General features: G+C 68.0%; 34 protein-coding genes and 1 tRNA gene. 28 read left to right on the top strand and 7 right to left on the bottom strand.

Annotation, left to right across the window (positions count from 1 at the left end):
* Positions 1 to 265 precede the first annotated feature (265 nt).
* The gene (upp, locus tag ACFOYY_RS20330) at positions 266 to 904 is read right to left on the bottom strand and encodes a uracil phosphoribosyltransferase (RefSeq protein ID WP_352013683.1); all 639 of its coding nucleotides are present in this window, start codon (positions 902 to 904) and stop codon (positions 266 to 268) included.
* Between the two features lie 191 nt (positions 905 to 1095).
* On the opposite strand from upp, the gene ACFOYY_RS20325 reads away from it, so the two are divergent.
* The 4 genes from ACFOYY_RS20325 (at position 1096) to ACFOYY_RS20310 (ending at position 2694) form a co-directional block, all read left to right on the top strand.
* A complete protein-coding gene (locus ACFOYY_RS20325; RefSeq protein ID WP_352013684.1) occupies positions 1096 to 1605 on the top strand; it encodes a tRNA adenosine deaminase-associated protein in 510 nt (169 codons plus the stop codon).
* Between the two features lie 16 nt (positions 1606 to 1621).
* A complete protein-coding gene (locus ACFOYY_RS20320; RefSeq protein ID WP_352013685.1) occupies positions 1622 to 2113 on the top strand; it encodes a tRNA adenosine deaminase-associated protein in 492 nt (163 codons plus the stop codon).
* Positions 2114 to 2136: 23 nt separating this feature from the next.
* The gene (gene tadA / locus ACFOYY_RS20315) at positions 2137 to 2580 is read left to right on the top strand and encodes a tRNA adenosine(34) deaminase TadA (RefSeq protein WP_352013728.1); all 444 of its coding nucleotides are present in this window, start codon (positions 2137 to 2139) and stop codon (positions 2578 to 2580) included.
* Between the two features lie 24 nt (positions 2581 to 2604).
* Positions 2605 to 2694: transfer RNA gene (locus tag ACFOYY_RS20310), tRNA-Ser, on the top strand.
* Between the two features lie 73 nt (positions 2695 to 2767).
* Here the strand turns inward: ACFOYY_RS20310 and ACFOYY_RS20305 are convergent.
* Both ACFOYY_RS20305 and ypfJ read right to left on the bottom strand, forming a co-directional pair.
* The gene (locus ACFOYY_RS20305; protein ID WP_352013686.1) at positions 2768 to 3067 is read right to left on the bottom strand and encodes a type II toxin-antitoxin system VapB family antitoxin; all 300 of its coding nucleotides are present in this window, start codon (positions 3065 to 3067) and stop codon (positions 2768 to 2770) included.
* A gap of 59 nt (positions 3068 to 3126) precedes the next feature.
* A complete protein-coding gene (gene ypfJ, locus ACFOYY_RS20300; RefSeq protein WP_362782049.1) occupies positions 3127 to 3984 on the bottom strand; it encodes a KPN_02809 family neutral zinc metallopeptidase in 858 nt (285 codons plus the stop codon).
* Between the two features lie 171 nt (positions 3985 to 4155).
* Between ypfJ and ACFOYY_RS20295 the strand changes: the two genes are divergently transcribed.
* A complete protein-coding gene (locus ACFOYY_RS20295) occupies positions 4156 to 5226 on the top strand; it encodes a S1C family serine protease (RefSeq protein ID WP_386190794.1) in 1071 nt (356 codons plus the stop codon).
* A gap of 244 nt (positions 5227 to 5470) precedes the next feature.
* Here the strand turns inward: ACFOYY_RS20295 and ACFOYY_RS20290 are convergent, their stop codons facing one another.
* Together ACFOYY_RS20290 and ACFOYY_RS20285 are read right to left on the bottom strand one after the other, a co-directional pair.
* A complete protein-coding gene (locus ACFOYY_RS20290; RefSeq protein WP_386190791.1) occupies positions 5471 to 5893 on the bottom strand; it encodes a PIN domain nuclease in 423 nt (140 codons plus the stop codon).
* Complete coding sequence (locus tag ACFOYY_RS20285; protein WP_386190788.1) at positions 5890 to 6105, bottom strand: type II toxin-antitoxin system VapB family antitoxin; 216 nt, start codon at positions 6103 to 6105, stop codon at positions 5890 to 5892. Before ACFOYY_RS20285 ends, ACFOYY_RS20290 begins: the two co-directional genes overlap by 4 nt.
* 573 nt (positions 6106 to 6678) lie before the next feature.
* Here ACFOYY_RS20285 and ACFOYY_RS20280 point away from each other — a divergent pair.
* A complete protein-coding gene (locus ACFOYY_RS20280; RefSeq protein WP_386190785.1) occupies positions 6679 to 7407 on the top strand; it encodes a hypothetical protein in 729 nt (242 codons plus the stop codon).
* A gap of 92 nt (positions 7408 to 7499) precedes the next feature.
* A complete protein-coding gene (locus ACFOYY_RS20275; RefSeq protein WP_386190783.1) occupies positions 7500 to 8573 on the top strand; it encodes a helix-turn-helix domain-containing protein in 1074 nt (357 codons plus the stop codon).
* A gap of 216 nt (positions 8574 to 8789) precedes the next feature.
* Here ACFOYY_RS20275 and ACFOYY_RS20270 read toward each other — a convergent pair whose 3' ends face one another.
* On the bottom strand, positions 8790 to 9623 hold the full coding sequence (locus ACFOYY_RS20270) for a hypothetical protein (protein ID WP_386190780.1): 834 nt from the start codon (positions 9621 to 9623) through the stop codon (positions 8790 to 8792).
* Complete coding sequence (locus tag ACFOYY_RS20265) at positions 9620 to 10375, bottom strand: GntR family transcriptional regulator (RefSeq protein ID WP_386190777.1); 756 nt, start codon at positions 10373 to 10375, stop codon at positions 9620 to 9622. The genes ACFOYY_RS20270 and ACFOYY_RS20265 overlap by 4 nt, the downstream gene beginning before the upstream one ends.
* 502 nt (positions 10376 to 10877) lie before the next feature.
* Between ACFOYY_RS20265 and ACFOYY_RS20260 the strand changes: the two genes are divergently transcribed.
* The 21 genes from ACFOYY_RS20260 to ACFOYY_RS20160 all read left to right on the top strand — a co-directional run bounded on the left by ACFOYY_RS20260 (position 10878) and on the right by ACFOYY_RS20160 (position 21241).
* A complete protein-coding gene (locus tag ACFOYY_RS20260; protein ID WP_386190774.1) occupies positions 10878 to 11054 on the top strand; it encodes a hypothetical protein in 177 nt (58 codons plus the stop codon).
* Entirely contained in the window at positions 11051 to 11455 is a 405-nt protein-coding gene (locus ACFOYY_RS20255) for a RapZ C-terminal domain-containing protein (protein ID WP_386190771.1), read from the top strand. Before ACFOYY_RS20260 ends, ACFOYY_RS20255 begins: the two co-directional genes overlap by 4 nt.
* A complete protein-coding gene (locus ACFOYY_RS20250; RefSeq protein WP_386190768.1) occupies positions 11452 to 11580 on the top strand; it encodes a hypothetical protein in 129 nt (42 codons plus the stop codon). Before ACFOYY_RS20255 ends, ACFOYY_RS20250 begins: the two co-directional genes overlap by 4 nt.
* A gap of 4 nt (positions 11581 to 11584) precedes the next feature.
* Positions 11585 to 11812, top strand: a complete 228-nt coding sequence (locus ACFOYY_RS20245; RefSeq protein ID WP_386190766.1) for a hypothetical protein — start codon at positions 11585 to 11587, stop codon at positions 11810 to 11812.
* 83 nt (positions 11813 to 11895) lie between these two features.
* Complete coding sequence (locus tag ACFOYY_RS20240) at positions 11896 to 12150, top strand: hypothetical protein (protein WP_386190763.1); 255 nt, start codon at positions 11896 to 11898, stop codon at positions 12148 to 12150.
* A 58-nt stretch (positions 12151 to 12208) separates the two neighbouring features.
* Positions 12209 to 12412: a hypothetical protein gene (locus tag ACFOYY_RS20235; RefSeq protein ID WP_386190761.1), complete on the top strand. Its 204-nt coding sequence runs from the start codon at positions 12209 to 12211 to the stop codon at positions 12410 to 12412.
* A gap of 131 nt (positions 12413 to 12543) precedes the next feature.
* Positions 12544 to 12870: a WhiB family transcriptional regulator gene (locus ACFOYY_RS20230; protein WP_386190759.1), complete on the top strand. Its 327-nt coding sequence runs from the start codon at positions 12544 to 12546 to the stop codon at positions 12868 to 12870.
* Between the two features lie 3 nt (positions 12871 to 12873).
* On the top strand, positions 12874 to 13356 hold the full coding sequence (locus ACFOYY_RS20225) for a transcriptional regulator (protein WP_386190756.1): 483 nt from the start codon (positions 12874 to 12876) through the stop codon (positions 13354 to 13356).
* 59 nt (positions 13357 to 13415) lie between these two features.
* Complete coding sequence (locus tag ACFOYY_RS20220; RefSeq protein ID WP_386190754.1) at positions 13416 to 13652, top strand: hypothetical protein; 237 nt, start codon at positions 13416 to 13418, stop codon at positions 13650 to 13652.
* 88 nt (positions 13653 to 13740) lie between these two features.
* Positions 13741 to 13995 carry a hypothetical protein gene (locus ACFOYY_RS20215; protein ID WP_386190752.1) on the top strand — a complete coding sequence of 85 codons (255 nt, stop codon included), beginning with the start codon at positions 13741 to 13743 and terminating at the stop codon, positions 13993 to 13995.
* Entirely contained in the window at positions 13992 to 14150 is a 159-nt protein-coding gene (locus ACFOYY_RS20210) for a hypothetical protein (RefSeq protein ID WP_386190749.1), read from the top strand. Before ACFOYY_RS20215 ends, ACFOYY_RS20210 begins: the two co-directional genes overlap by 4 nt.
* Positions 14151 to 14209: 59 nt before the next feature.
* Entirely contained in the window at positions 14210 to 14665 is a 456-nt protein-coding gene (locus tag ACFOYY_RS20205) for a hypothetical protein (RefSeq protein ID WP_386190747.1), read from the top strand.
* On the top strand, positions 14662 to 14838 hold the full coding sequence (locus ACFOYY_RS20200) for a hypothetical protein (RefSeq protein ID WP_386190744.1): 177 nt from the start codon (positions 14662 to 14664) through the stop codon (positions 14836 to 14838). The genes ACFOYY_RS20205 and ACFOYY_RS20200 overlap by 4 nt, the downstream gene beginning before the upstream one ends.
* A 13-nt stretch (positions 14839 to 14851) precedes the next feature.
* Positions 14852 to 15874 (top strand): hypothetical protein, encoded by a 1023-nt coding sequence (locus ACFOYY_RS20195; RefSeq protein ID WP_386190741.1) that lies wholly within the window; start codon positions 14852 to 14854, stop codon positions 15872 to 15874.
* Between the two features lie 46 nt (positions 15875 to 15920).
* On the top strand, positions 15921 to 16091 hold the full coding sequence (locus ACFOYY_RS20190) for a hypothetical protein (RefSeq protein ID WP_386190739.1): 171 nt from the start codon (positions 15921 to 15923) through the stop codon (positions 16089 to 16091).
* 89 nt (positions 16092 to 16180) lie between these two features.
* On the top strand, positions 16181 to 16354 hold the full coding sequence (locus ACFOYY_RS20185) for a hypothetical protein (protein ID WP_386190736.1): 174 nt from the start codon (positions 16181 to 16183) through the stop codon (positions 16352 to 16354).
* Positions 16351 to 16668 (top strand): hypothetical protein, encoded by a 318-nt coding sequence (locus ACFOYY_RS20180; protein WP_386190733.1) that lies wholly within the window; start codon positions 16351 to 16353, stop codon positions 16666 to 16668. The genes ACFOYY_RS20185 and ACFOYY_RS20180 overlap by 4 nt, the downstream gene beginning before the upstream one ends.
* A complete protein-coding gene (locus ACFOYY_RS20175; RefSeq protein WP_386190730.1) occupies positions 16665 to 18836 on the top strand; it encodes a hypothetical protein in 2172 nt (723 codons plus the stop codon). The genes ACFOYY_RS20180 and ACFOYY_RS20175 overlap by 4 nt, the downstream gene beginning before the upstream one ends.
* A 229-nt stretch (positions 18837 to 19065) precedes the next feature.
* On the top strand, positions 19066 to 19359 hold the full coding sequence (locus ACFOYY_RS20170; protein ID WP_386190727.1) for a hypothetical protein: 294 nt from the start codon (positions 19066 to 19068) through the stop codon (positions 19357 to 19359).
* Positions 19353 to 20978 (top strand): DNA cytosine methyltransferase, encoded by a 1626-nt coding sequence (locus tag ACFOYY_RS20165; protein ID WP_386190724.1) that lies wholly within the window; start codon positions 19353 to 19355, stop codon positions 20976 to 20978. Before ACFOYY_RS20170 ends, ACFOYY_RS20165 begins: the two co-directional genes overlap by 7 nt.
* Positions 20975 to 21241, top strand: coding sequence for a hypothetical protein (locus tag ACFOYY_RS20160; protein WP_386190721.1), 267 nt, complete (start codon positions 20975 to 20977; stop codon positions 21239 to 21241). Before ACFOYY_RS20165 ends, ACFOYY_RS20160 begins: the two co-directional genes overlap by 4 nt.
* The last annotated feature ends 12 nt before the right edge of the window (positions 21242 to 21253 follow it).

The raw sequence follows: 21253 nt of genomic DNA, 5'->3' as shown, positions 1-21253 counted from the left end.
TAGTGCGCGGCCTGGATGCAGCGGGTCACCGTGGCCGCCGGATGGACCTCGGAGAACTCGCTCCGCAACGCGGCACTGACGTGCTCGTAGGGGTCCGGCTCCTGATCCTGGATGGTCCGCTCGCTCATGTTTCTCCCTGATGTGTGCCCGCGGCCTCCCCTGGCCGGGGACACGGAAGAGGCATCCTCGCTACTGCTCGTACCCATTCAAGCACGTTGGGTAACGAAGGGGAGGGTTAACGCCTCCCCCCACACCGGGGAGATCCTCAGACCACGCCGTAGAGGCGGTCCCCCGCGTCCCCGAGGCCGGGGACGATGTAGCCGTGCTCGTTCAGCCGTTCGTCGAGCGCGGCGGTCACCAGGCGGATCGGCCTGTCGCTGCCGGCGAACGCCTCGTCCATGTGGGCGATGCCCTCGGGGGCGGCCAGCAGGCACAGCGCGGTCACGTCGTCGGCGCCGCGGTCGAACAGGAACCGGATCGCCGCGGCCAGGGTGCCACCCGTGGCCAGCATCGGGTCGACCACGTACACCTGACGCCCGGACAGGTCGTCGGGCAGCCGCGTCGCGTAGGTCTCGGCCTTGAGCGTCTCCTCGTTGCGGATCATCCCCAGGAAGCCGACCTCGGCCGTCGGCAGCAGCCGGGTCATACCGTCCAGCATGCCCAGGCCCGCACGCAGGATCGGCACCACCAGCGGGTACGGCTGCGCCAGCCGTACGCCCTTGGCCTTGGCGACCGGGGTCTCGACGGTGACACCGGTGACGCGGACGTGCCGGGTCGCCTCGTAGGCCAGCAGCGTCACCAGCTCGTCGGCCAGGCGCCGGAAGGTGGGCGAGTCCGTACGCGCGTCCCTGAGAGCGGTCAGCTTGTGCGCGACCAGCGGGTGCTCGACGACGAGGGTCTCCATGGACGTCAACGCTATCCGGACGGCCGTGCGGGGGACAGCGGCGGGACCCACGTCCCGGACGACGGGCGCTCGCCTGGACGACATCGCCCGCTCACCCGGATTTGGATCACAATTTGGCCCCGGAGGCGTACGGCGACGCGGTGCTTCTGAAAGCATTGACGTCCGTAGCGAGCGCACCGGTGGGGATGAGCATGTCAGACGAAGACCCTCTGGACTTTGCCATCGTCGTCTATCGCGAGGACGACGGCTGGGAGGCGGAGCTGCTTCCCGTGGCGCTCACCTCCGACCTCCAGGGTCTCGTCCACGCCCTACGCCAGCAGCCGAGCATCAACGGGACGATTGGCCTGGTCGCCGTTGGGGATGAGTTCTTCGTGGCGTTACGAGTGTTCGGTGAGCATGTGGAGGTCTTCCTCTCCGACATCGCCGCGTCCTGGGACTTCCCCCTGGCGCGGCAGGCGCTGGAATACCTCGACGTGCCGGTGCCCGACGAGGACGAACTGGACGCGATCCTCCAGGACGAGGAGACGGCCCTGCCCGCCGGAGATCTGTCGATCTTCGCCGACCTGGGGCTCGACGAGATGGAGCTCGGCATCCTCTCCGGGGACATCGACCTCCTTCCCGAGGACGTGCTGTCCAGCATCGCCGCCCGTCTGGGATTCTCCGAGCCCTTCGAACGCGCGATCGACTCTGTGTTCGGCTGACCCCGGGAGACCGGCCATGTCCTCCAGGCAATCCACTGGCAGTGTGTTCTCCGCGGCGTTCGTCCGCACCGAGGACGGATGGAACGGCGCCGAGATCGACCTCGGCGCCGCGGAGATAGCCGACGACCTGGGCGACGCCGTACAGGAGCATCTGGGGCTCAACGGTGACGAGCTGGCCCTGCTGTGCGTCGAGGTCGAGGACGAGTGGTTCGCCATCGTCCGCTACGAGGGAGACCGGGAACCGCGCACCTTCCTGTCCGACGCCCAGGCGGGGCTGACCGACGGGCTCGGCGAGCTCTTCACCGAGCTGGCCGGCGTCGCCCCGGACAAGGAGACCCCCGACCTCGGCGTACGGCCCGCGGGCGACTTCGAGCTGCTGAGCGACCTGGGCATGAGCCCGGAGGAGCTCGTCGAGCTGAGCATGGAGGAGGGCGCGCTCCCCGCGGACACGCTCTCGGTGATCGCCGAGCGGCTGGCCTTCGCGGACGAGCTCGACCGGCTCCGGTGAACCCCGAGGCGTACGTCGCCGGGATGCGGCTGGCCCTTGAGCAGGCCGCCGAGGCGGGCGCCAGGGGGGAGGTGCCGATCGGCGCGGTCGTCCTCGACCCCGAGGGGGCCGTGCTGGCCGGGGCGGGCAACGACCGTGAGTCGCTGGCGGACCCGACCGCGCACGCCGAGGTCCTGGCCCTGCGGCGGGCCGCTCTCTCGCGTGGTGAGTGGCGGCTGACCGGCTGCACGCTGGTCGTGACCCTTGAACCGTGCACGATGTGCGCCGGAGCCGCCGTGCTGGCCCGGGTCGACCGGGTCGTCTACGGCGCCGTCGATCCCAAGGGGGGCGCCGCGGGCTCGCTGTGGGACGTGCTGAGGGACCGCCGCCTCAACCACAGGCCCGAGGTCGTCATGGGGGTGCTGGCCGACGAGTGCGCCACGGTCCTCACCGACTTCTTCACCTCTCGCCGGATGCGCGAGCAATAGCGGATATCCGGTAAGCTGCTCGGCGGTGGAGTCGCCTAGTGGCCGAGGGCGCACGCCTCGAAAGCGTGTGATGGGGCAACCTATCCGTGGGTTCAAATCCCACCTCCACCGCCACAGCAACGAAAGGGCCCCCGGTTCGCCGGGGGCCCTTCGTCGTGCCAGGGGTTCCTCAGTCCTCGGGGCGCTCTCAGTCCTCGGGAAGTTCGAGGACGCGGGCGTGCAGAATCGAGCGCTGGTGCAGCGCCGAGCGCAGGGCACGGTGCAGGCCGTCCTCCAGATAGAGGTCGCCGCGCCACTGGACCACGTGCGGGAACAGGTCGCCGTAGAAGGTGGAGTCCTTGGCGAGCAGCGAGTGCAGGTCGAGCACCGTCTTCGTGGTGATCAACGTGTCGAGGCGGACCTGCCGCGGCGGTATCTGCGCCCACTCGCGATGCGAGAGACCGTGCTCGGGGTAGGGCCGTCCATCACCGACCAGCTTGAAGATCACAGTACGTAGTTTATGAGAGATTCGGATTCTTTGCCTGCTTGCCCAGGTCGGCGACGGCCTCAGAGGCTCCCTGAGAACGTGTCACACCGGTTGGGATCCCCGCTCTCGTAACCGGTGGTGAACCACCTGACACGCTGTGCCGACGTGCCATGGGTGAAGGCGTCCGGGTTCACCCGGCCCTGGGTGCGCTCCTGGATGCTGTCGTCCCCCACGGCCGAGGCGGCGCTCAGCGCCTGCTGGATGTCCTGCTGGGTGAAGGGCTTGTCGAACAGGCCGGTCTCGTAGGCGTTCTTCGCCCACACGCCCGAGTAGCAGTCGGCCTGCAGCTCAAGCCTGACCGAGCCGCTCCGCGGTCCCTGCCGGTCTCCCTGGGCCATGGAGCTGGTGCCCAGGAGGTTCTGCACGTGGTGACCGTACTCGTGCCCGATCACATACGCCTGGGCGAACGGACCGCCCTCCGCGCCGAAACGGGTGCGGAGCTCGTCGAAGAAGCTCAGGTCGAGATAGACCTTCTGGTCGGCAGGGCAGTAGAACGGGCCGACCGAGGCGTCGGCCGCGCCGCAGGCGGTGTTCACCTGGCCGGAGAACATCACGGTCTTGGCGGGCCGGTAACCCTGCACGACGGTCGGCCAGTAGTCCTGGATGCTGTTGACCACGCCGACCACCCGGCACTCCTCGTTCTGGTCGGCGTCCTGCCCTGTCCTGCACTTGGCCGCCAGGTCGGTTCCCGGCCCCACGGGGGCGGGTTCGTTCCCGCCAACGATGTCCCCGGGGTTGAGCCCGAACAGCAGGGCCACGATGAGCGCGAGGATTCCGGCGGCGCCCCCGCCGACCGCGAGTCCTCCTCCGGGCATCCTCCTGCGGCCACCGCTTTCCACCTGTGAGCTGTCCAGCCGGGCGTCGTCTCTGAAATCCATCGCAGACGTCCCTTCGATCCGCTTGGACCCCCACTGCCCTCCCCGGGGCCGACCATGCCCACCGGTTCGCCGGGTACGGCGCAGCGCCTCATCGGCGTCGACTTGCACGAAATATATCCCCCACCTGCAGCTTTTCACCGCCAACAAGGGAAATATCGTCACATGCGGCAGATGCGGATGGTAGTCATCAATGCGCTCTTTGTGATGGCCGTACTCCTCGGCAACGATCTGGGCGCCGACCCGGAGACACCGGACAAGGCGGACCTCGAAACCGGGTCCTCCGTGGCCGTCCCCGTGGCGAGAGGCCCGCTGACACTTGAGGCCGACTACCGAAGGGGCATCGCCAGGGTGCTGCCGTCCGTCGTGCAGATCACCTCGCGGTCGGGAGAGGAGATCAGCGAGGGCTCGGGCATCGTCTACGACGACCTCGGGCACATCGTGACCAACGCCCACGTGGTCGGTGACGCCGAACGCTTCGAGGTCATGCTCGCCACCGGTGGCGCCCCCCGTACGGCCCGGCTCGTCGGGGTCTACAAGGCCGGGGACCTGGCCGTCATCAGGGTGGACGACCCGTCGGGCCTCGTCCCCACCGGCTTCGGCGACTCCGACCGGCTCGCCATCGGCCAGATCGTGCTGGCCATGGGCAACCCGTTCGGCCTGTCGGGCAGCGTGACCGACGGCATCGTCTCCGGGCTGAACCGGACCGTCCAGTTCGCGGCCGAGGGGCACGAGACCGTCGCTCCGACGGCCGGCGGCCTCATCCAGACCTCCGCCGCGATCAACCCGGGCAACAGCGGAGGCGCCCTGGTCGACCTCGCCGGACAGGTCGTCGGCGTGCTGGTCGCCGACCTGGTGAACGCGGACACGGGCAGTGTGCTCCCCGGTATCGGCTTCGCCATCCCGGCCAACACGGTCACCCGCGTCGTCCGCCGGCTCGTCGAGAAGGGCGAGGTGACCGAAACCGGCCGGGCGGACCTGGGAGTCACGGCGCAGACCGTGGTCGACAGACACGGCAGACCGAGCGGTGTCGGCGTCGTGCGGACGGCCCAGGGGACGCGGACGGCACTCAGGCCGGGCAACGTGATCGTCGCACTCGACGACACCCCGGTCCTGACCGCGCAGGACCTCGCCAGAGCCCTCGCCGCCCACAAACCAGGCGACTCGGCCAAGGTGGAACTCCTCCACCCCGACGGCTCGACCACCACCACGACCGTACGGCTCGGCACCACCGGCGGAAACTGACCTTCTCCTGAGGCCGGATAGTACGAACTCCTGAGGCTCGCCCGACACGCCTTCCGATTCTGGAACCTACTGCTCGCTACCGTCCCTGACATGTGAAAACGTGATCCGTCGAACGTCGCTACGGCATCTGCAAGGCGGCCTCGCTTCCTCTGGCTGGAGGCCGGTAAGCGTGATGTCGATTCAGGATTGATGTTCCTGCGAGGTGTGGGTGGCTGGGGACTCAAGCCCGCATGCCTGTGAGGGGTTACTTGCCCGGCTCGGGGCCGTACCACTGGAGTGCTTGGCCGGTGACCCGGGCGATGCACTCGAAGTCCCGGTCGCGGTGGAGGAGCGTTAGTCCTTGGAGCTCCGCTGTGGCGGCGATGACGAGGTCGACGGGGCCTGCGCTGCGATGTTGCCCTCGCCTGGTGAGGGCTTCTTGAATTTTCCAGGCGCGGTCGTAGGCGCGGTCGTCGATGGGGGTCCAGCCGAACAGGAGCCGCAGGTTTTCGATACCTTGTTCGCGGTCCGCGATAGATTGGGCGCTGTAGAAGAACTCGAGTTCGGTGATGGGGCAGACCGCGATGAGTCCTGCGACGGCGGCTTGATCCCAGCCGTGCTGGTCCGCGTCGGGGCGCAGGAAACGGGCAAGAGTACTGGTGTCGATCAGGAACTGTGCCGCATTCATCGACGGTAATTGATCTTGTCTTCGAAGAGTTCGAGGTCGAAGCCTCCTTCGGAGGCGTCGGAACGGAGCCGAGCGAGCGCAAGCGCTCGGCGTCGGTGCTCCAGGACCTCCCGGAGGGCCGTGTTGACGGTTTCCTTCTTGGTGCTGGTTCCGAGTGCCTTCGCGACGTCGGCGACCAGTTCGTCATCCAGATCGATCACAGTGCGACTCATCGATGCACACTCCTTGATATCAAGTGTTCGCTTCATGATATCTCACGCTGAAGCCTGACGACCTGCCGACCTGCAGTCTGGGCCGGCGGCCCTGTGAGTGGACTCTCGCTGACACCGACCAGCGCACATGCTTCAAATGGGCGTGCCACCTGAGGCCGGACAGCACGAAGGGCCCGGGTGGATAGTCCGGGCCCTTCGTGTCTTGCTGCTCAACCAAGCGCGGAGGATAGGAGATTCGAACTCCTGAGGGGTTGCCCCCAACACGCTTTCCAAGCCTGTGGAAGCCTGTTCAGAGCCGTTCGGAGGGGCTCTGGGCAGTGGTTGAGGGGTGATGCTGGACGCCAGCGTACGGGGCCGTACGGGGTTGAACTGAGACGGGAAATGAGACGGTAGGCAACTCCCTCCCCTTGATCCACAACCGGTCCGCGGTCACCCCACTCTTCTTCTCGGTGCTGGTCGCTCGCAGCGCGTTCCAACCCTCTCTTAGTAGATGATCTTGATATTTAGCGTCAAGTATCGCCTTGCACTTGATTTTCACGCACAACAGTGGGTACATCTGCTAACTTTGCTCGCGTGACGATGAGCTTCCTTGACGAGGTGCTGAAGCGCCTCCACCGTAAGGGCGTCCTGATCATCATGATCCGCCTCATACGGGAGGTCTATCGCGTCAACGCCGACCGCTTCGAACCGGAGCTCGGTGATGACCGCACGTTGTTCGGGATCGCGATCTCGCGCAACATCGCCAACCGTGCCGTAACCGAACTGCGTGGTTTGCCCGGCGTGCATGCCAAGCTGGTCAACAGCGCGCTTGAGATTGTCTGCGACGGGTTCGTCGTGCGTCAGTACAAGCTGCCCGGCTCGTCGGTCAACGTCAGTGTGGAGCTCATCGACTGGACTACCAGCGAGGCCAAGCTGCGGGGGCCGGTGGAGAACAGCCAGACCGACGCTCAGCTCACTCTCGACGGCGATGAGGACCTGGGTGCCGCCTTCGACTCCATGATCCCGCTCTTCAGGCACATTCGGTTCGTCCACAGCGGAAGCTCCGAAACTGGGAATGCGACCATCCACGCGGGGATCCCACGGGATCACCGCGATGGGGGTAGTCCCTGGTTGGACTCTCGCTGCATCTGGAGCGATGATGCTGGGCGCATCGATGGCTTCGGTGAAGAAGGCGACGTGCCCTTCGGTCCGACCAGCCCGGTCCGACCGCCGGCGTCGGGGCCTGCGCACTCTGACCTGCCTACGCCCGAGCCGCAGGTTACTCCTCGTCGGACGAAGAGGGAGGGGCAGAGCGACGCCTGATAAGGAGCCATTCAGGAATTTGGGAGGTCACCATTTCTCGGCGTGGATTCAACTCTTTGGCACTAGCAGCCCAAGCGTTTGATCCTCATGCCTTGACAATCGCTCGCCAGCTGCGCCGTCGCCGCAAGAATGAACTTGCGCGTGAGGTTGGTGTGACGCCAGCAGCGATTACGCAATATGAGCTAGGGCAAGCTAAGCCGTCCCCCGGCGTAGTCAGTAAGCTTGCCCTAGCTCTGGCAATGCCCGTAGATTTCTTTCGTATCGGGCATCCTGAGGAGAAAACAACTCCAGCGCATTTCAGAAGCCTTCGTGCGACTACGCAACTGGAACGCGATGAAGTAATAGCATTCAGTAAACTGGCAATGAGGTTCGTAACAGCGATTGAGCGATATGTAGATCTTCCCGTGATCGATTTGCCCAGGGAAGACTTGCCGCCGGAGCCGACAAAAGCGGATATTTCGGCTATCGCAAAAAATGCTCGAAAATCACTGGGGGTCGAATCGGGCCCCATTCCGCATGTCATCCGCCTACTTGAATCTCACGGTGTGGTAGTTTTGCAACTTCCAAATGGTTCGCGGCGGGTGGATGCTTTCTCTTATTGGCATGGTTCGCGAGCGGCCGTGTTCATGAACCCCCTCAAAGACGACAAGCCAAGATCGCGTTTTGATGCAGCGCACGAAGCTGGGCACCTCATCATGCATCGCGACCTAGAGCCAGGGAGTCGTATCACAGAAAATCAAGCCCACGACTTCGCTGCAGAATTCCTTGCCCCCACCGAAGAAATCATCCACGAACTGCCAAGAACGCTAGACTGGGAGCGCCTTGCGATACTAAAGCGACGATGGGGAATTTCCATCAAAGCCCTAGCTTATCGAGCACACTCGTTGGGGATTTACCGGGATACTACATATCGGCGAGCGATGGTAACGCTAAGTAAATGGGGCGACCCGGAGCCGTATGATATCGGGCCACGCGAGACGCCAATCTTGATGACGAAGGCTATGGAAGTGTGTCGCGACATTGGGATTTCGCGGGATGTACTGACCGAGACCGCTGGGTTGGCGGAGTCGATAGTCGATCAAATTTTGGCTGTCGGGATCGAAGAACGCCCTAAGGTCGACATTTTTAGCGAAAACGCTAACCGCTCGCATAGCTCCGAAATCTAGTTCGCCGCCAGCTAAGAACACGGCTTCCCCGGTGTGTGCGATCTCTATCCGCTTATCGAGATGGCGCACACCGGGCGCTAACATACGCGAACGATTATGAAGACGCTGTTACCGCCTTCACCCAGGCAGGCACCGCATCGATGACCCTGAGGAGCGTCACCCTTTGGCCACGGTTCGACCATACGCCGGACCTTTGCCGCCGTCACGCCGTTCACCTCACTGATCGGACAAGCTGAGTAGGTCGGGTTGCGGACAGGCGAACCCCTCTTCGCGGAAGAGCGTGTATGCCGATTCGCGTACGGCTTCATTTTGAACGCGTGAGATGAACTCCTCGGGGGAGTCGCCGCACAGTCGCCGAAGGCTGGGCGACTGTGCAAGCAGTTGGCGAATCAGCTCTGTCTGTCTGCCCAGGCGGAACGGGATGCCCGCCTGGTCCACCAGGCAGCCGTGTTTGCCGACGTAGACGTGACACGCGGGAAGGTCCACCCCGGAGGTCAGTTTGATCGGGAACCTGCTCGTGGGGAGCAGGCGCCGGTGGTAGTTCGGCTCTGTCGCGTCCAGCACGGAGAGCTGCTCGTCGTCCAGCCACAGCACGAACAGCAGGTGTGCCTTCTCGGGAGTCTCGATCGGTACCGCGGGGACGTACCCGTTCCGGTTGATGTGCGCGGACACGCCCGGCGCGATCCCGGTGACACTGGCGCGCGTCATCGGGATCACTGGCCGGGCGCCGTGACTGACGAACTTCCGATGAAGTTGGCTGGGGGCGCCGTTCGACCCCACGGCAACGACCTGGTGCCGTGTTTCAAGCGGTGCCGCGCCGAGGTCGCTGAGGTACTTGGTCAGCGTCGGCCTGGTGCCGTTCACCTCGGCATGCCACCGGCCGGCGGGTTCGCCGTCGGCCGCGCGGAGCCGTACGTAGCGGTCGCCGGTCAGGATCCCTGAGGTCTGCGGGATGCGCCCCGGGTAGGTCAGAGGCTGGGACATCGGGTCGTCGGTGAATAGGTCTTCGTCCGTGGTCGCGTCAGCGGAGGGCGGGGGGAGATCGGTCACTGGGCTTCCAGCTCGTAGACGAGGACGTGACGGTCTCCGGGAACGATCGTGATCATGACTCTGAGAGGCTTGCCGTCCTCGCCGTAACCCGTCCGGACGTGCTCGGCCACGGGAGTGCCCGCAGCAATTCCGAGCTTGCTTGACTCCTCCTTCGTCGGCATCCGGATCTCGATTTCATCGACGATCTTGATCTGCGGGTACCCGATCGACGCGAGAATCCCGCCGGGAACCGACACGTCACGTGGCTGCATGAGCAACGTCCCACGGGCAATGGATTCAGGAAAGTAGCTGTCGGCAAGCTGGAATGCTTGATCATCCACGTAGCGCACGCGACGTCGGACGACGACGAGATCATCCTGATTCAGGCCCAGTCGTTCGGCCACTTTCGGTGTCGGCACATTGATCTCAACTGTGACGTCCTGATGGGGGTTGCGCCCCTGATCTGCAACGCCGTTGCTCCACGCGTCGGCCTCTGCGCTGTGTCGCTCCTGAGTCTCAAAGTGGGAGAGCTGCCAGTGCAGCCGTGTTTGTGAGCGGACAGTTCGCCCACGGCCGCGCCCACTGAGGAGGAGCCCCTCGTTGGTGAGCTGCTGGAGCGCCTGCCGCACGGTTTGCCGACTGACTCCGTGCCGGTCGGCGAGTTCCTGCTCCGGCGAGATGGGGTCCCCCGCCTTCAGGTCTCCACGGTTGATCTCGGCCCTCAAGTCGTCCGCCACGCGCTCCCAGAGAGCGCGGGGGTCTGCTGTCCCCACTTCGAAGTCCTCCTAGTTCGCCCTGACCGGCTTGTACGTACTCACCGTACCAATCTCCTTGACAGCGCAGCCTGAAGCATAGAGAGTACGTACTCAGAAGAAAGACCGGTGAGTACGTACTCTACGTACTTGAAGGTTCTCTCTTTGCCTTTGCACAGCTGGAAGACCTGGGAAGGCGGCGCAAGCCGCGCGCCCGTCAGGCTGTCGCGCTCGTTTCTTGGCGAACTGAATACGGGCTACCGCCTCCCACCGAATAAGGCGGCCCGCGCAGAGGCGTCGTCCCTGCGCATCACCACCATGCGTCGGCCTTGACCGGCTCGCGTGTTCGCTGCGCGGCGCCGGTGATCTGACCGGCCCGTTCTTCTCAGCCCCGATGGTCGAAAGGCAGGGTTCGACTCCCTGCCGGGGCGCTCCGGCCGACCTGGCCGGTAACCGCTGAGGGCGACCCCAATCCTCCAAGACCCGGGGCCGCCCTCGTCTCCGTACAAGGAGCGCATTCATCATGACGCACCCCAAGCCCCCCGCCAACAGCCCCGGCAGGCTGCTCAGCCGCGGCGGGGTCCTGTTCACCGAGTCCGGTGAGGCACAGACCGTGCGCACCGCCTACGACGCCCAGCTCCGGGTGGAGCGGGGCCTGCCCGTCCTGGCCCCCAAGGGCGGGAAGGGCGGCAAGAAGTGACCGCCGAGGTTGAGATCGTGAGCTTCGGCTACGGCCACGACGCCCCGCCGACCGCCGACATCACGCTCGACGTCCGCACCTCTCTCCACGACCCGCACGTCGACCCGGCGATGCGGCAGATGACCGGACTCGACAAGGCGGTCCAGCGGCACGTCCTCGCCACCCGCGGCGCGAACGAAGCCGTCCGCGGCCTCGCCTCCGCCGCGCTCGGCCTGCGTATCGCCCTCGACGTCCCCGACAGACGACGGCCGATCCAGATCGCGATCGGCTGCGTCGGCGGACGGCACCGCAGCGTCGTGCTCGCCGAGGCGCTGGCCGACATCCTCAAGTGGGTTCAGGTCACCGCTTCCGTCACCCATCGGGACGTCGCCAAGCCCGTCATTCAGCGGGTGACGCGATGACGCCCGCCGAGCGGCTCGCCGCCGCCCTGGTCGCCCTCAATCAGCTGGACAGCGCCATGGTCCAGCAGCCCGCCGATGACAAGAAGGACGAGGGCAAAGGCAAGGGGGGCAAGGCCCGTGCGTAGCCGGATGACCCCTGAGCAGCTGGCCAAGCTCAAGAAATCCTCCAGCGATGCCACGTACTTCTCGCAGCTGGCCGAGGCCGCCGAGGGACTCGGCGTGACCAGGGTGCAGCGGGACAAGGCCGCCGCCGAGCTGGAGAAGGCGTTGGGCCGCCGAGGAGCCGCCGCCTACCGCGAGTCCGCTCTCCAACGGGCCGGTGCTTCTCCCAAGGGAATCCGCCGCTTCTTCGGATGACCGCGTGTTGCGGGTCCCGCCCGGTCGGTGTGGCCGGGCGGGTGCCCGGAGCAGAGCGCTCCCTCCGATCGAAGGAGAACCACATGCTCAAGCCCGTGAAGTACCGCACCGCAGGCGGCGCCGTTGTCACGTGGACACCCGCCCAAGCCCGCACCGCCCCGCAGGAGGACGGTCGCCCTGCCAAGGACGTCACCGAGGCCAAGTGGGAGTGCGCCGGATGCGGCGACGAAACCGGTGGCTTCACCCACCGGATCTACGGGAGCGAGAGCCGGATACCGGGCGGTCCTGAGCGGAACGCGGCCGAGCAGCACGCCAAACGGTGCGCTGCCCTGCCGTAGGCCCTGGTGCGGGCGCGTGCCCGGAACGTCAGTTCCACCACTCACGAAGGAGAAGCACATGGCCAAGAAGCCTGACTACCGCACGTCTCTGCAGGACTTCACCGACGAGGAGTTGCGCGACAAGGTCCGCGAAGAGGTCTTCCGGCAGGAGAAGGAGCGCCGCGAGCTGGAGTCCTTCGGCGGCAACGCCCGGGCGCGAGACCTGGCCAAGCAGCGCATCGCCGAGATGGCCCAAGCCAAGGGCAAGAAGAGACGCCGGTAGCGCTGAGGCTGCGGGTGTCCGCCCGGCCGACCTGGCCGGGCGGGCACCTCGAAGCGCAGCGGCACCAGGCGGCCACCGGCCGGTGCCGGTGGCCGCGCCCCGACGAAACCCCCTTTTGAAAGGACCCCACCATGCCCCTGACTGCCTGCCTTCCCGCCCCTTCCCCTGCGATGTCGCTGTTCGACGCCGCCGCTGATCCGCCGCCGGAGCTGGCCGACGGCGCGCTGTGCACCTGCCCCGAGCTGCACACCGGCCCCGCCTCCGAGACAGCCGAGGAGCGGGCCGCGCGGGTGCAGGTCGCGATCGAGGTCTGCGCCGAGTGTCCGGTAAGGGTGCTGTGCCTGGCCCGCGCCCTGCAGCTGCGCCCCACGGTGGGGGTGTGGGCGGGCCTGGACGCCGAGGCCGTCGACTGGGCTGAGGTCGCCCGCCTGGCCGCCGCCGCGGCTGGGGTGAGGTGAGCTGTGGTCACCGGTCTGCTGGCGTCGGCGACGTTCGCGGCGGTGTTCGCCGCGCTCTGGGCCGCGCATTCCGTAGGGGATCACTGGGCCCAAACCCACCACCAGGCGACGACCAAGGGTGCCCCGGGTTTGATCGGGCGGTTGGCGTGCCTGCGGCACGTCGTCACCCTCACCGCCACCAAGCTCGGCGCGCTTCTGCTGCTCGTCCTGGCGACCGGGCGGGTGTTGTCCCCGGTGGCCGTCGCGCTCGCGCTGGGCGTGGACGCCGCCTCCCATTACTGGGCCGACCGGTCGGCGTATCACCCCGACCGCAGGGGGGCCGTCACTCTGGAGCGGCTCGCCGGGCGGTTGCGTAAGGCCGGGTTCTACCGGCTCGGTGACCGCGCCTTGGCCCCGACCGGGACCGGCGCCTACCAGCTGGACCAGTCCTGGCACCACCTGTGGATCTTCCTCACCGCTCTGCTCATCACCGCCGGAAGCGCGTGATGCGCGCCCGCGGCTGACCGACTCCGTCTGGCTGTTCGCCACTTTGAAAGGAGAAACAAGTGAGCCTGTTCAAGCCCCGTAAGGACAAGGACGTCCCCGCCCATCGCAAGTCCTGGGTGTCGGCCGTGGAGGGTTACACCATCTACTGCGCCTCCTCCTGGCGCCAGGTCGGCACCCTCGGCCAGTGGACGTGCGGCCACTGCCAGAAGACCAGCACCGACCCCCTGTCGCCCACGCAGCCCACCACCCTGGCCGACTGCCGGGAATGCGGCCGGACCAACCGCATCTCGCTGTGAAGAGCCCCAAAACCATGAAGGTCACCCGCCCCCTGCACGCCCCGCCCATCACCGCCGACATCGCCCTCGACCCCCGCAAGGAGAACCCATGAGCCGCGTCAACGCCGGAGTGACGATCCGCGACCCGCGCGCCGCCGAAATGTCCCTACAGGCCAGTACCGCCCCCGGATCGGACGTGCTGTTCCTCACCATCTCGTGGGACCACGTCTGGTTCAGCGTGGGCGCCGAGGGAGACCTGGAGGCCGAAGCCGCCGCGATGGACCGGCTGGCCGAGCTGGCCACCGAGACCGCCGCCCGGCTGCGGTCGCTGGCCACCGCCCGAACCGAAAGGAGCGCCGCATGAAGATCCGTCTCTTCGGGCTGCCCGACGAGGTCGAGCAGGCCGTCCCCCTGATCGAAGGCGCCTTCGACGTCGTCGAGCCCTCCGACCCGTACCCGTCGCGGGGCAACAGCCGCCAGGTCCGCGTCTACATGGAGGTCCGCCTGCCCCGTCCGTGACGTGGGTAGTTCCTGCCTGTCGCCCGGCGGGCAGGCCGTTCTCACCGCGAAGGCACCCAGTGACTCTCTCCCCGTTCTGTGCCGCTGACCGCCTGCTGACCGACTCCGCCGGACTGTTCGCCACCCTGACCGGCCTGGGCCTGCCGCACGGCTCGTATGTGATCTGCGGGTCCGCGGCCCTGTATGTGCGTGGCCTGCGGGAGCGCATCACCGATCTGGACGTGCTGGCCACCGGCCCGGCCTGGCAGATCGCCACCACCCTCGGCACCCCGCGCCCGGCCCCGTCCGGGCACGGCCTGAGCGTCCACCACCCGCACGCTGCGATCGAGTTCGTGGACCGGTGGACCCCCGGCTGGCCCACCGACCGCCTGATCGGCACCGCCGACGTCATCGACGGCCTGCCGTTCATGCGGCTGGGTGACGTGCTGGCCTGGAAAGAGGCCGCCCGCCGCCCCAGGGACTTGGCCGACATCGCCGCCGTTCACCGGCTGCGCCGGATGTGGACCGGCCGGTGAAACGCCTCGACGACAGCGGTAAGCCCGCCGGGCACCTGGTGCACGGCCTGGCGCTGCCCGCCCTGAAGAAGACCGAGGACGCCTGGCTGGAGTCCGACCGCCGGCGCGGCATGACCCGCTCCGCCCGCGACGGCTACGACCGCCGTCCGGCCCCGACCAACCGCCGCCCCTGAAGGAGGCAGCACGATGACCACCATGCCCGTCCCGGACCCGAGTCCGGAGGAGGTGACGCGCGGCATCGCCGCGCTCGAACGTCACCTGGCCAACCAGGCACCACCCGAGCCTCCGTCCGAGCCCGTGCCGGCACGTCCGGCCGAGCCGCCGAATGGTGAGACCAAGCGGGTGCGGCAGCTGCGTCAGCAGGTCGCCGAGGCGCACGCGCTGGCCGTTCTTCAGGACGACGACGCGCCGCTGACGCTGGACACCGACAAGGTCCGCAAGCGGCGCCGGGCCGCGCACGAGGCGGCCCGGCTGTATGAGCTGGCTCAGGCCCCGGCCATGCAGATCTACCAGACCGTACGGGTCCGGCGACTGCTGGTCATCGCCGCGATGCTGGCCCTGACCCTCGCTCTGGCGTGGTCGACGGCCGGGGTGCAGAAGTTCGCCGCCGACGGCGCCGCCGCCGGATCGCCCGCCTGGATCTTCGCGTGGCTGGTCGAGCCGTTCATGTCCATGGCCCTGCTCGTCGTGGTCGGCGCCCGCGCCTACCTGGGCACCCGCGGCACGATGCTGGACCACCCGACCGTGATCCGCATCGAGTGGCTGTTCCTGGGACTGACCGCGACCATGAACGCCTGGCCGTACCTGCCCGGGATCGCCGAGACCTTCAGCATGGCCGCCCTGGTGCTGCACCTGCTCGGGCCGATCGTGGCGGTGGCGATCGTGACCGTCCTGCCGATCATCCTGGCCGCGTTCGCCGGGATGAACCACACCCCGCCCACCGCCCCGCCCTCGACGGCGCCTCGTGTCGCTGACCAGCGATGGAGGACCCCTGGAGGAGGGATGGAGGACCCCCGTGGAGGAGGGGCGGAGGACCCCCCCGCCGAGACCGGCCGAGGCCGGACGGCCGATGAGCACCGCGCCGAGTTGCGGCGACTGATCGCCTCCGGGCAGCTGCCCGCCGTCCCGTCGGCGAAGACGATCCAGACCGCGCTGCGCTGCCGGGAGGACCTGTCGCGCACCCTGCGCGACGAACTCCGCAACCCCTGACCCCGACCACCAACCGATCAACCGAATCGCTCACCGAGGAGCAGCCATGAAGAACACCAAGCCCTGTGGTGCCGGGTTCGTCAGCGCGGACGGCGCCGAGTCCTACACCTGCGACCGCCCGAGCAGCCCACACGTCAAGCACCGCGACGGCGACACCATCTTCGTCCGCCTCCCCGGGGGCGCCCTGATCGGCAAGCCCGCCAAGCCCGGCAAGTAGCTCCGCCCGGGGCACGGCCCTCATCCGCCAAGACTCCGGCCGTGCCCCGGCCACCCGACCCGCATCTACGAGAACGAGGTGCCCTCATCATGACCGACAACATCACCCCGACCAACACCCACAACAACCACGCTCCCGCCGGTGCGGTCCACGAGACGGCGGGAACCCCTCGGTACGGCAAGAGCACGGTCGTGCGGTGGCTTCTGGCCACCGCCCTGACCTCCGACCGCGCCCACGACGAGCGGAACGGAGGGACGGCATGAACTCCCTGATATCGGCGATGTCCTTCCTGCTGCTGATCGTCCTGCTGGCCGGATCGGTAACCGAACCGGCCCAAGGCTCACGGACCCCGGCCCAGGTCAGCGCCCAGATCGCCACCGCATCGGCGCCACGCTGGGTCGGGTGGGCGGGAGCCGTACTGATCGCCGCGCCGCTGTATGCGCTGCTGGTGGCCACCCGGGGCGTGCTCTGGCTCGGTTTGGCCGCGCTGGCCTGGACGGCATGCAGGGCGGCCACCGCCCTGGCCATGGACGGCCGCGCCCTCCGCGTGGTCCGCACGGCAGGAGGCCGCGCATGACACTCCACCACACCCCTGACCCGCTGCCCGAAGACGGTGACTCCATGGGTGAGCTGGTGCGCTTCCCTCTCCGCGACGGCGGCGAGGCTGAGCCGTTGGAGGGCACGGTGGTGCCCCGCGCCCTGCCCGACACCTCCGACGGTCCGGCGCCGTTGGTGCGGTTGCTGGGGCAGGCCGTTGAGCACGCGGTGCGCCTGCGTGATGACGAGCGCGCCGTCCGCCTGACCCGGAGTGCGCTCGGTGTCACCGTCGCGATCGGCCAGGGCGGGCATTCCTGGCTGGTGCGGGCCTGGGACGCCCTCACCCTGGGCGCCTACCGCCGCCAGATCCGGGCCGCCGAAGCCATGGGCGACCGGGCCGCGCTGGCCGAGTGGATGGACCGCAAGCAGCAAGCCGCCGACCGGCGTCACACCCGCCTGGCCGCCCTGCCCGGCCTGGCGCTGGGGCTGGCCAAGGTCGGCGCCGGAGGCGTGGCCGCCACCGGGGTCGTGCTGCTGGGCACCTCGACCCTGGTGTGGGCCACCGGAGCGGGTGAGTTCCTCACCGTCCCCACCGCCGCAGGAACCCTCCTACGGTGGGTCTTCGACGCCGTGGCGTTCGGTATCTCCCCTGCCCTGACCGTCGCGCCGGTCGCTCTGGTGTGGGCGGCTTGGCGGGAAGGACGGCGGCGCGGCGCCCCGGTTTCGTGGCTGAACACCAACGCCGATGCCGACGTGGACGTGACGATCGACGAAACGACCATCGCCCGCGCCCTGGGCTCCTTGCGCATTCCGCAGATCAACGCCTATCTCAAGCAGGGCCTGCCGCTGCAGTTCCTGGTCACCGCCCGCAGGGACGGCCGCGGCACCTACGCCGAAGTCCGCCTCCCGCTCGGCGTCACCGCCGAGGAGATCTGCCTTCCCCAGAAGCGGGCCAAGCTCTCCGCCGGGCTCTACCGGGCGGTCAAGGAGACCTGGCCGGCCGTCGGTGGCGACGCTGGAATCCTGAAGCTGTGGGTTGCCGACAAGGGGGCGCTCGCCGAGGGCGCCGGGCCGTACCCGCTGCTTGAGGACGGGTTCACCGACGTGTTCCAGGGCCTGCCGTACGGCAAGACCCTGCGCGGCGATCCGATCGTCGTGCCGTTCATCGGCCGTAACACGCTCGTCGGCGGCTTGCCCGACCAGGGCAAGAGCTCTGCCGCCCGGGTCATCATGGGGGGTGCCTGTCTGGACCCCACAGCTGAGCTGCGGATCTGGGTGCCGGATGCGAACTACGACTTCGAGGTGTTCAAGCGGCGCTGCTCCCGCTACGTGATGGGCGCCGAGGACGAGAAGATCGAGCAGATCCTCTACGACCTGCGGGAGCTGCACGCCGAAGTCCAGAAGCGCGGTGAGTTGCTGGTCCAGCACCGGGAGCCGGAGGTCACACGGAAGCTGGCCAGCGCGGGCATCGGCATGCACCCGATCGCCGCGCTGCTGGAGGAGGCGCACGTCGCGTTCCAGCACAAGGAGTTCGGCGAGGAGATCGCCGAGCTGGCCATCAGCATCGTGAAGCTGGGCCGCAAACGCGGCATCCACCTCATCGTCTCCACTCAGGCACCGACGAAGGACTCGATGCCGCGCGACATCACCCGGAACTGCAGCAACGGCATCGCGTTCGCGGTCAGTGACCACGTGGCCAACGACGCGCTGCTCGGACAGGGCGCCTACCGGGGCGGGCACCGGGCGACCGAGCTGATTGTCGGCGTGGACAAGGGGACCGCGCTGGTCAAGGGGTTCTCCGGTCAGCGGTCGGAGATGGTGCAGGCGCACTTCCTGTCCGTGGCCGAGGGCAACGACCAGGTCACCCCGCTGATTGATCGGGTGCTGGCCGAGATCGAGCGGCTCGGCACCGGCATTCCCGGCAAGGGCCGTCCGGCCCCGCAGGTCGAGACCGCGCGGGACCTGCTGGAGGACCTGGCAGCGGTGCTGGGCAGCCAGACCATCAGGGCCGCGGATGTGCCCGCGCTGCTTCGGGAGCACGCGCCGCGATGGGTGCCCTACCGGACGTTGACCGGCAAGCAGCTGGTCGCGGACCTGGCCGACCTGGGGATCAAGGTGCCCTCGACCGGCAACCAGTGGAAGATCCCTCCGGAGTTGATCCAGCAGGCCCTGATCCAGCGCCAGGCGGACGACGAAGAGACGGAGTGAAGTTAGCTCCGCCCACCCCTCGAAAGGCGCTCTGAGAGCCTCCGGGAGCACCTCGCACGCCCCGATCTAACTGGCTAACTGACCTAACTTTCCGCAGGTCAGACCGCGAATTACCCCGCCGACGACGCCGAGTGAGAAACCTAACTCGATTTCGGCGACCTAACTGCCTCCTCCTCTTCTTCGGGACGCCATCGAGTCCCTTCCGCATGCCCACGACAGGAGAACTGTCATGCCCACGCCGAAGACCCGCCCTGCCCTTCCCGCCGCTCTGTCCGAGCCCTACATCGGCTGGCTCGACCACTACCGCCTCGGCTACCAACTCGCTCTCGTCAGACTCCGCGACGGCCGCCGCGTCGCCCTCCGGCTGGGCGGCGAGGCCCCGCTGGGGCACGTTCGGCACGCAGCCGAGGCCCTCGCCGAGATCACCGGTCTGCCTGTGGTCGGAGAGCTGTCCAAGCGGGGCTTCCTGCCCCTCGCCGATGTCCCTTCGGAGACCGGTGAGGGCGGGGTGGCCTCGTGCTGACCCTGATGGACTGGTTCTGCGGAGCCGGTGGCAGCAGCCAGGGCGCCCACGCGGTGCCCGGCGTCACCGTGACCCGGGCCGCGAATCACTGGGAGCGGGCCGTCGAATCCCACGCCGCGAACTTCCCCGGCGCCGACCACTACCGGGGCGACATCCGCGACGCCCCGGTTGAGAAGTGGCCTGTCTGCGACCTGTTCTGGGCCTCGCCCGAGTGCCCCCAGTGGAGCAACGCCCGCGGCAAGAAGCGCGACTTCACCCACTCCCAGCAGGGCGAGCTGTTCGGCCCGGGGCGCGACGAGGAGGCTGAGCGCTCCCGTGCCCTGATGGAGGAGGTTCCCATGTACCTCCGCGGCGTCCAAGGCCGTGGCGGGCTCGTCCTGGCCGGTGTCGTCGAGAACGTGGTCGACGTCCGCGCCTGGGATCAGTGGGACCGGTGGCTGGGTGAGATCCGGGCTCTTGGCTACTCGACCCGCGTCATCGCGATGAACTCCATGCACGCCGACCCCGTCGCCGCTCTGCGTGCCCCGCAGTCCCGCGACCGGCTGTACGTCGCCTACTGGCACACCTGCCTGCGCCGGGACCCGGACTGGGACAAGTGGCTGCGCCCTCAGGCGTGGTGCGCCTCCTGTGGGGAGTGGGTGCGCGCCGTTCAGGTGTTCAAGGCTCCCGGCGCCGACATGGGGCGCTACCGGCAGCAGTACCTCTACCGGTGCCCCCGTACCGCCTGCCGCAACGCCGTTGTGGAACCGGCGGCGCTGCCCGCCGCCGTCGCGATCGACTGGGCGCTGCCCGGCCAGCGGATCGGCGACCGGGCCAAGCCGCTCGCCCCCAAGACGCTCGCCCGCATCCAGGCCGGGATGGAGCGGTACGCCCGGCCGTGGGTCCTCGACAACAACCACCGGAATCGTGGCCGTGACGTGGCGGAGCCGATGCCGACGCTGACCACCGCCATGACCAAAGCGCTCGCCGTTCCACCGCTTCTGGTCCCGGTCGAAGGCCGCGACGGCAAGGAGCCGGCCCCGGTGGCCGCGCCGCTGCGAACCCAGACGGCCCGCAACGAAACCGGGTTGGCCTGGCTGCCGTTCATCGCCGAGCTTCGCGGCGGCAGCTCGGACGCCCGCCCCGTGTCGGACGCTCTGGCGACGGTGACCGCGTCGGGCAACCATCACGGCCTGGTGACCCCGGCCGCGATGGTGATGCGGAACTTCACCCCTCGCGGTGACGCCGGCCAGATGTGCACCAGCCCGGCAGAGCCGCTCCGCACCCTCACCGCGAACGGGAAGCAGTCCCTCATCACCTGGGATCACCTGCTCGTCCCCTACTACGGCAACGGCACCGCCCGCCCGGTCCGCGAGCCGATCGGCACCTTGTCCACCCGCGACCGGTACGCCGTCATCAAGGGCGTGGATGAGATCGCCGTCGAGGACGTCCTGTTCCGCATGCTGGAGCCGCACGAGATCGGCCGCGCCATGAGCTTCGCCGACGACTACACCGTCCTGGGCAACAAACGCGAACGGGTCCGCCAGTACGGCAACGCCGTCACCCCACCGGTCGCCGAGGTCATCGTCTCGGCCCTGGTCGAGGCCATCACCGGCACCGACCTGGAACGCACGCCGTGACCCTCGACTGGAGCAACCGCCCCGTCCTGAATCACCCCGTCGGGTGCGTGCTGTGCTGCCAGGAACGCATCACCACCGGCTCCAGCTCACCGGCCCGTCACCCGCCCAGCTGCCGCAACTGCGTGACCTACTCCGGCCCCCGCCCTGACCCGTGCTGGGCGTGCGGCACGACCGCGCACTTCCGCGACGACCTGGGCCGCCCCACGCACAAGGTCTGCCTGGAGCAGGCCCTCACCCGCCTGAACAACCAGACCGCCGCTTGATCGGTTCTGACG

This window comes from Streptosporangium jomthongense (assembly GCF_042650425.1).
GTDB lineage: Bacteria > Actinomycetota > Actinomycetes > Streptosporangiales > Streptosporangiaceae > Streptosporangium.
The sequence above is the reverse complement of the archived record's forward strand: the minus strand, read 5'-3'. Positions and strand labels throughout refer to the sequence as shown.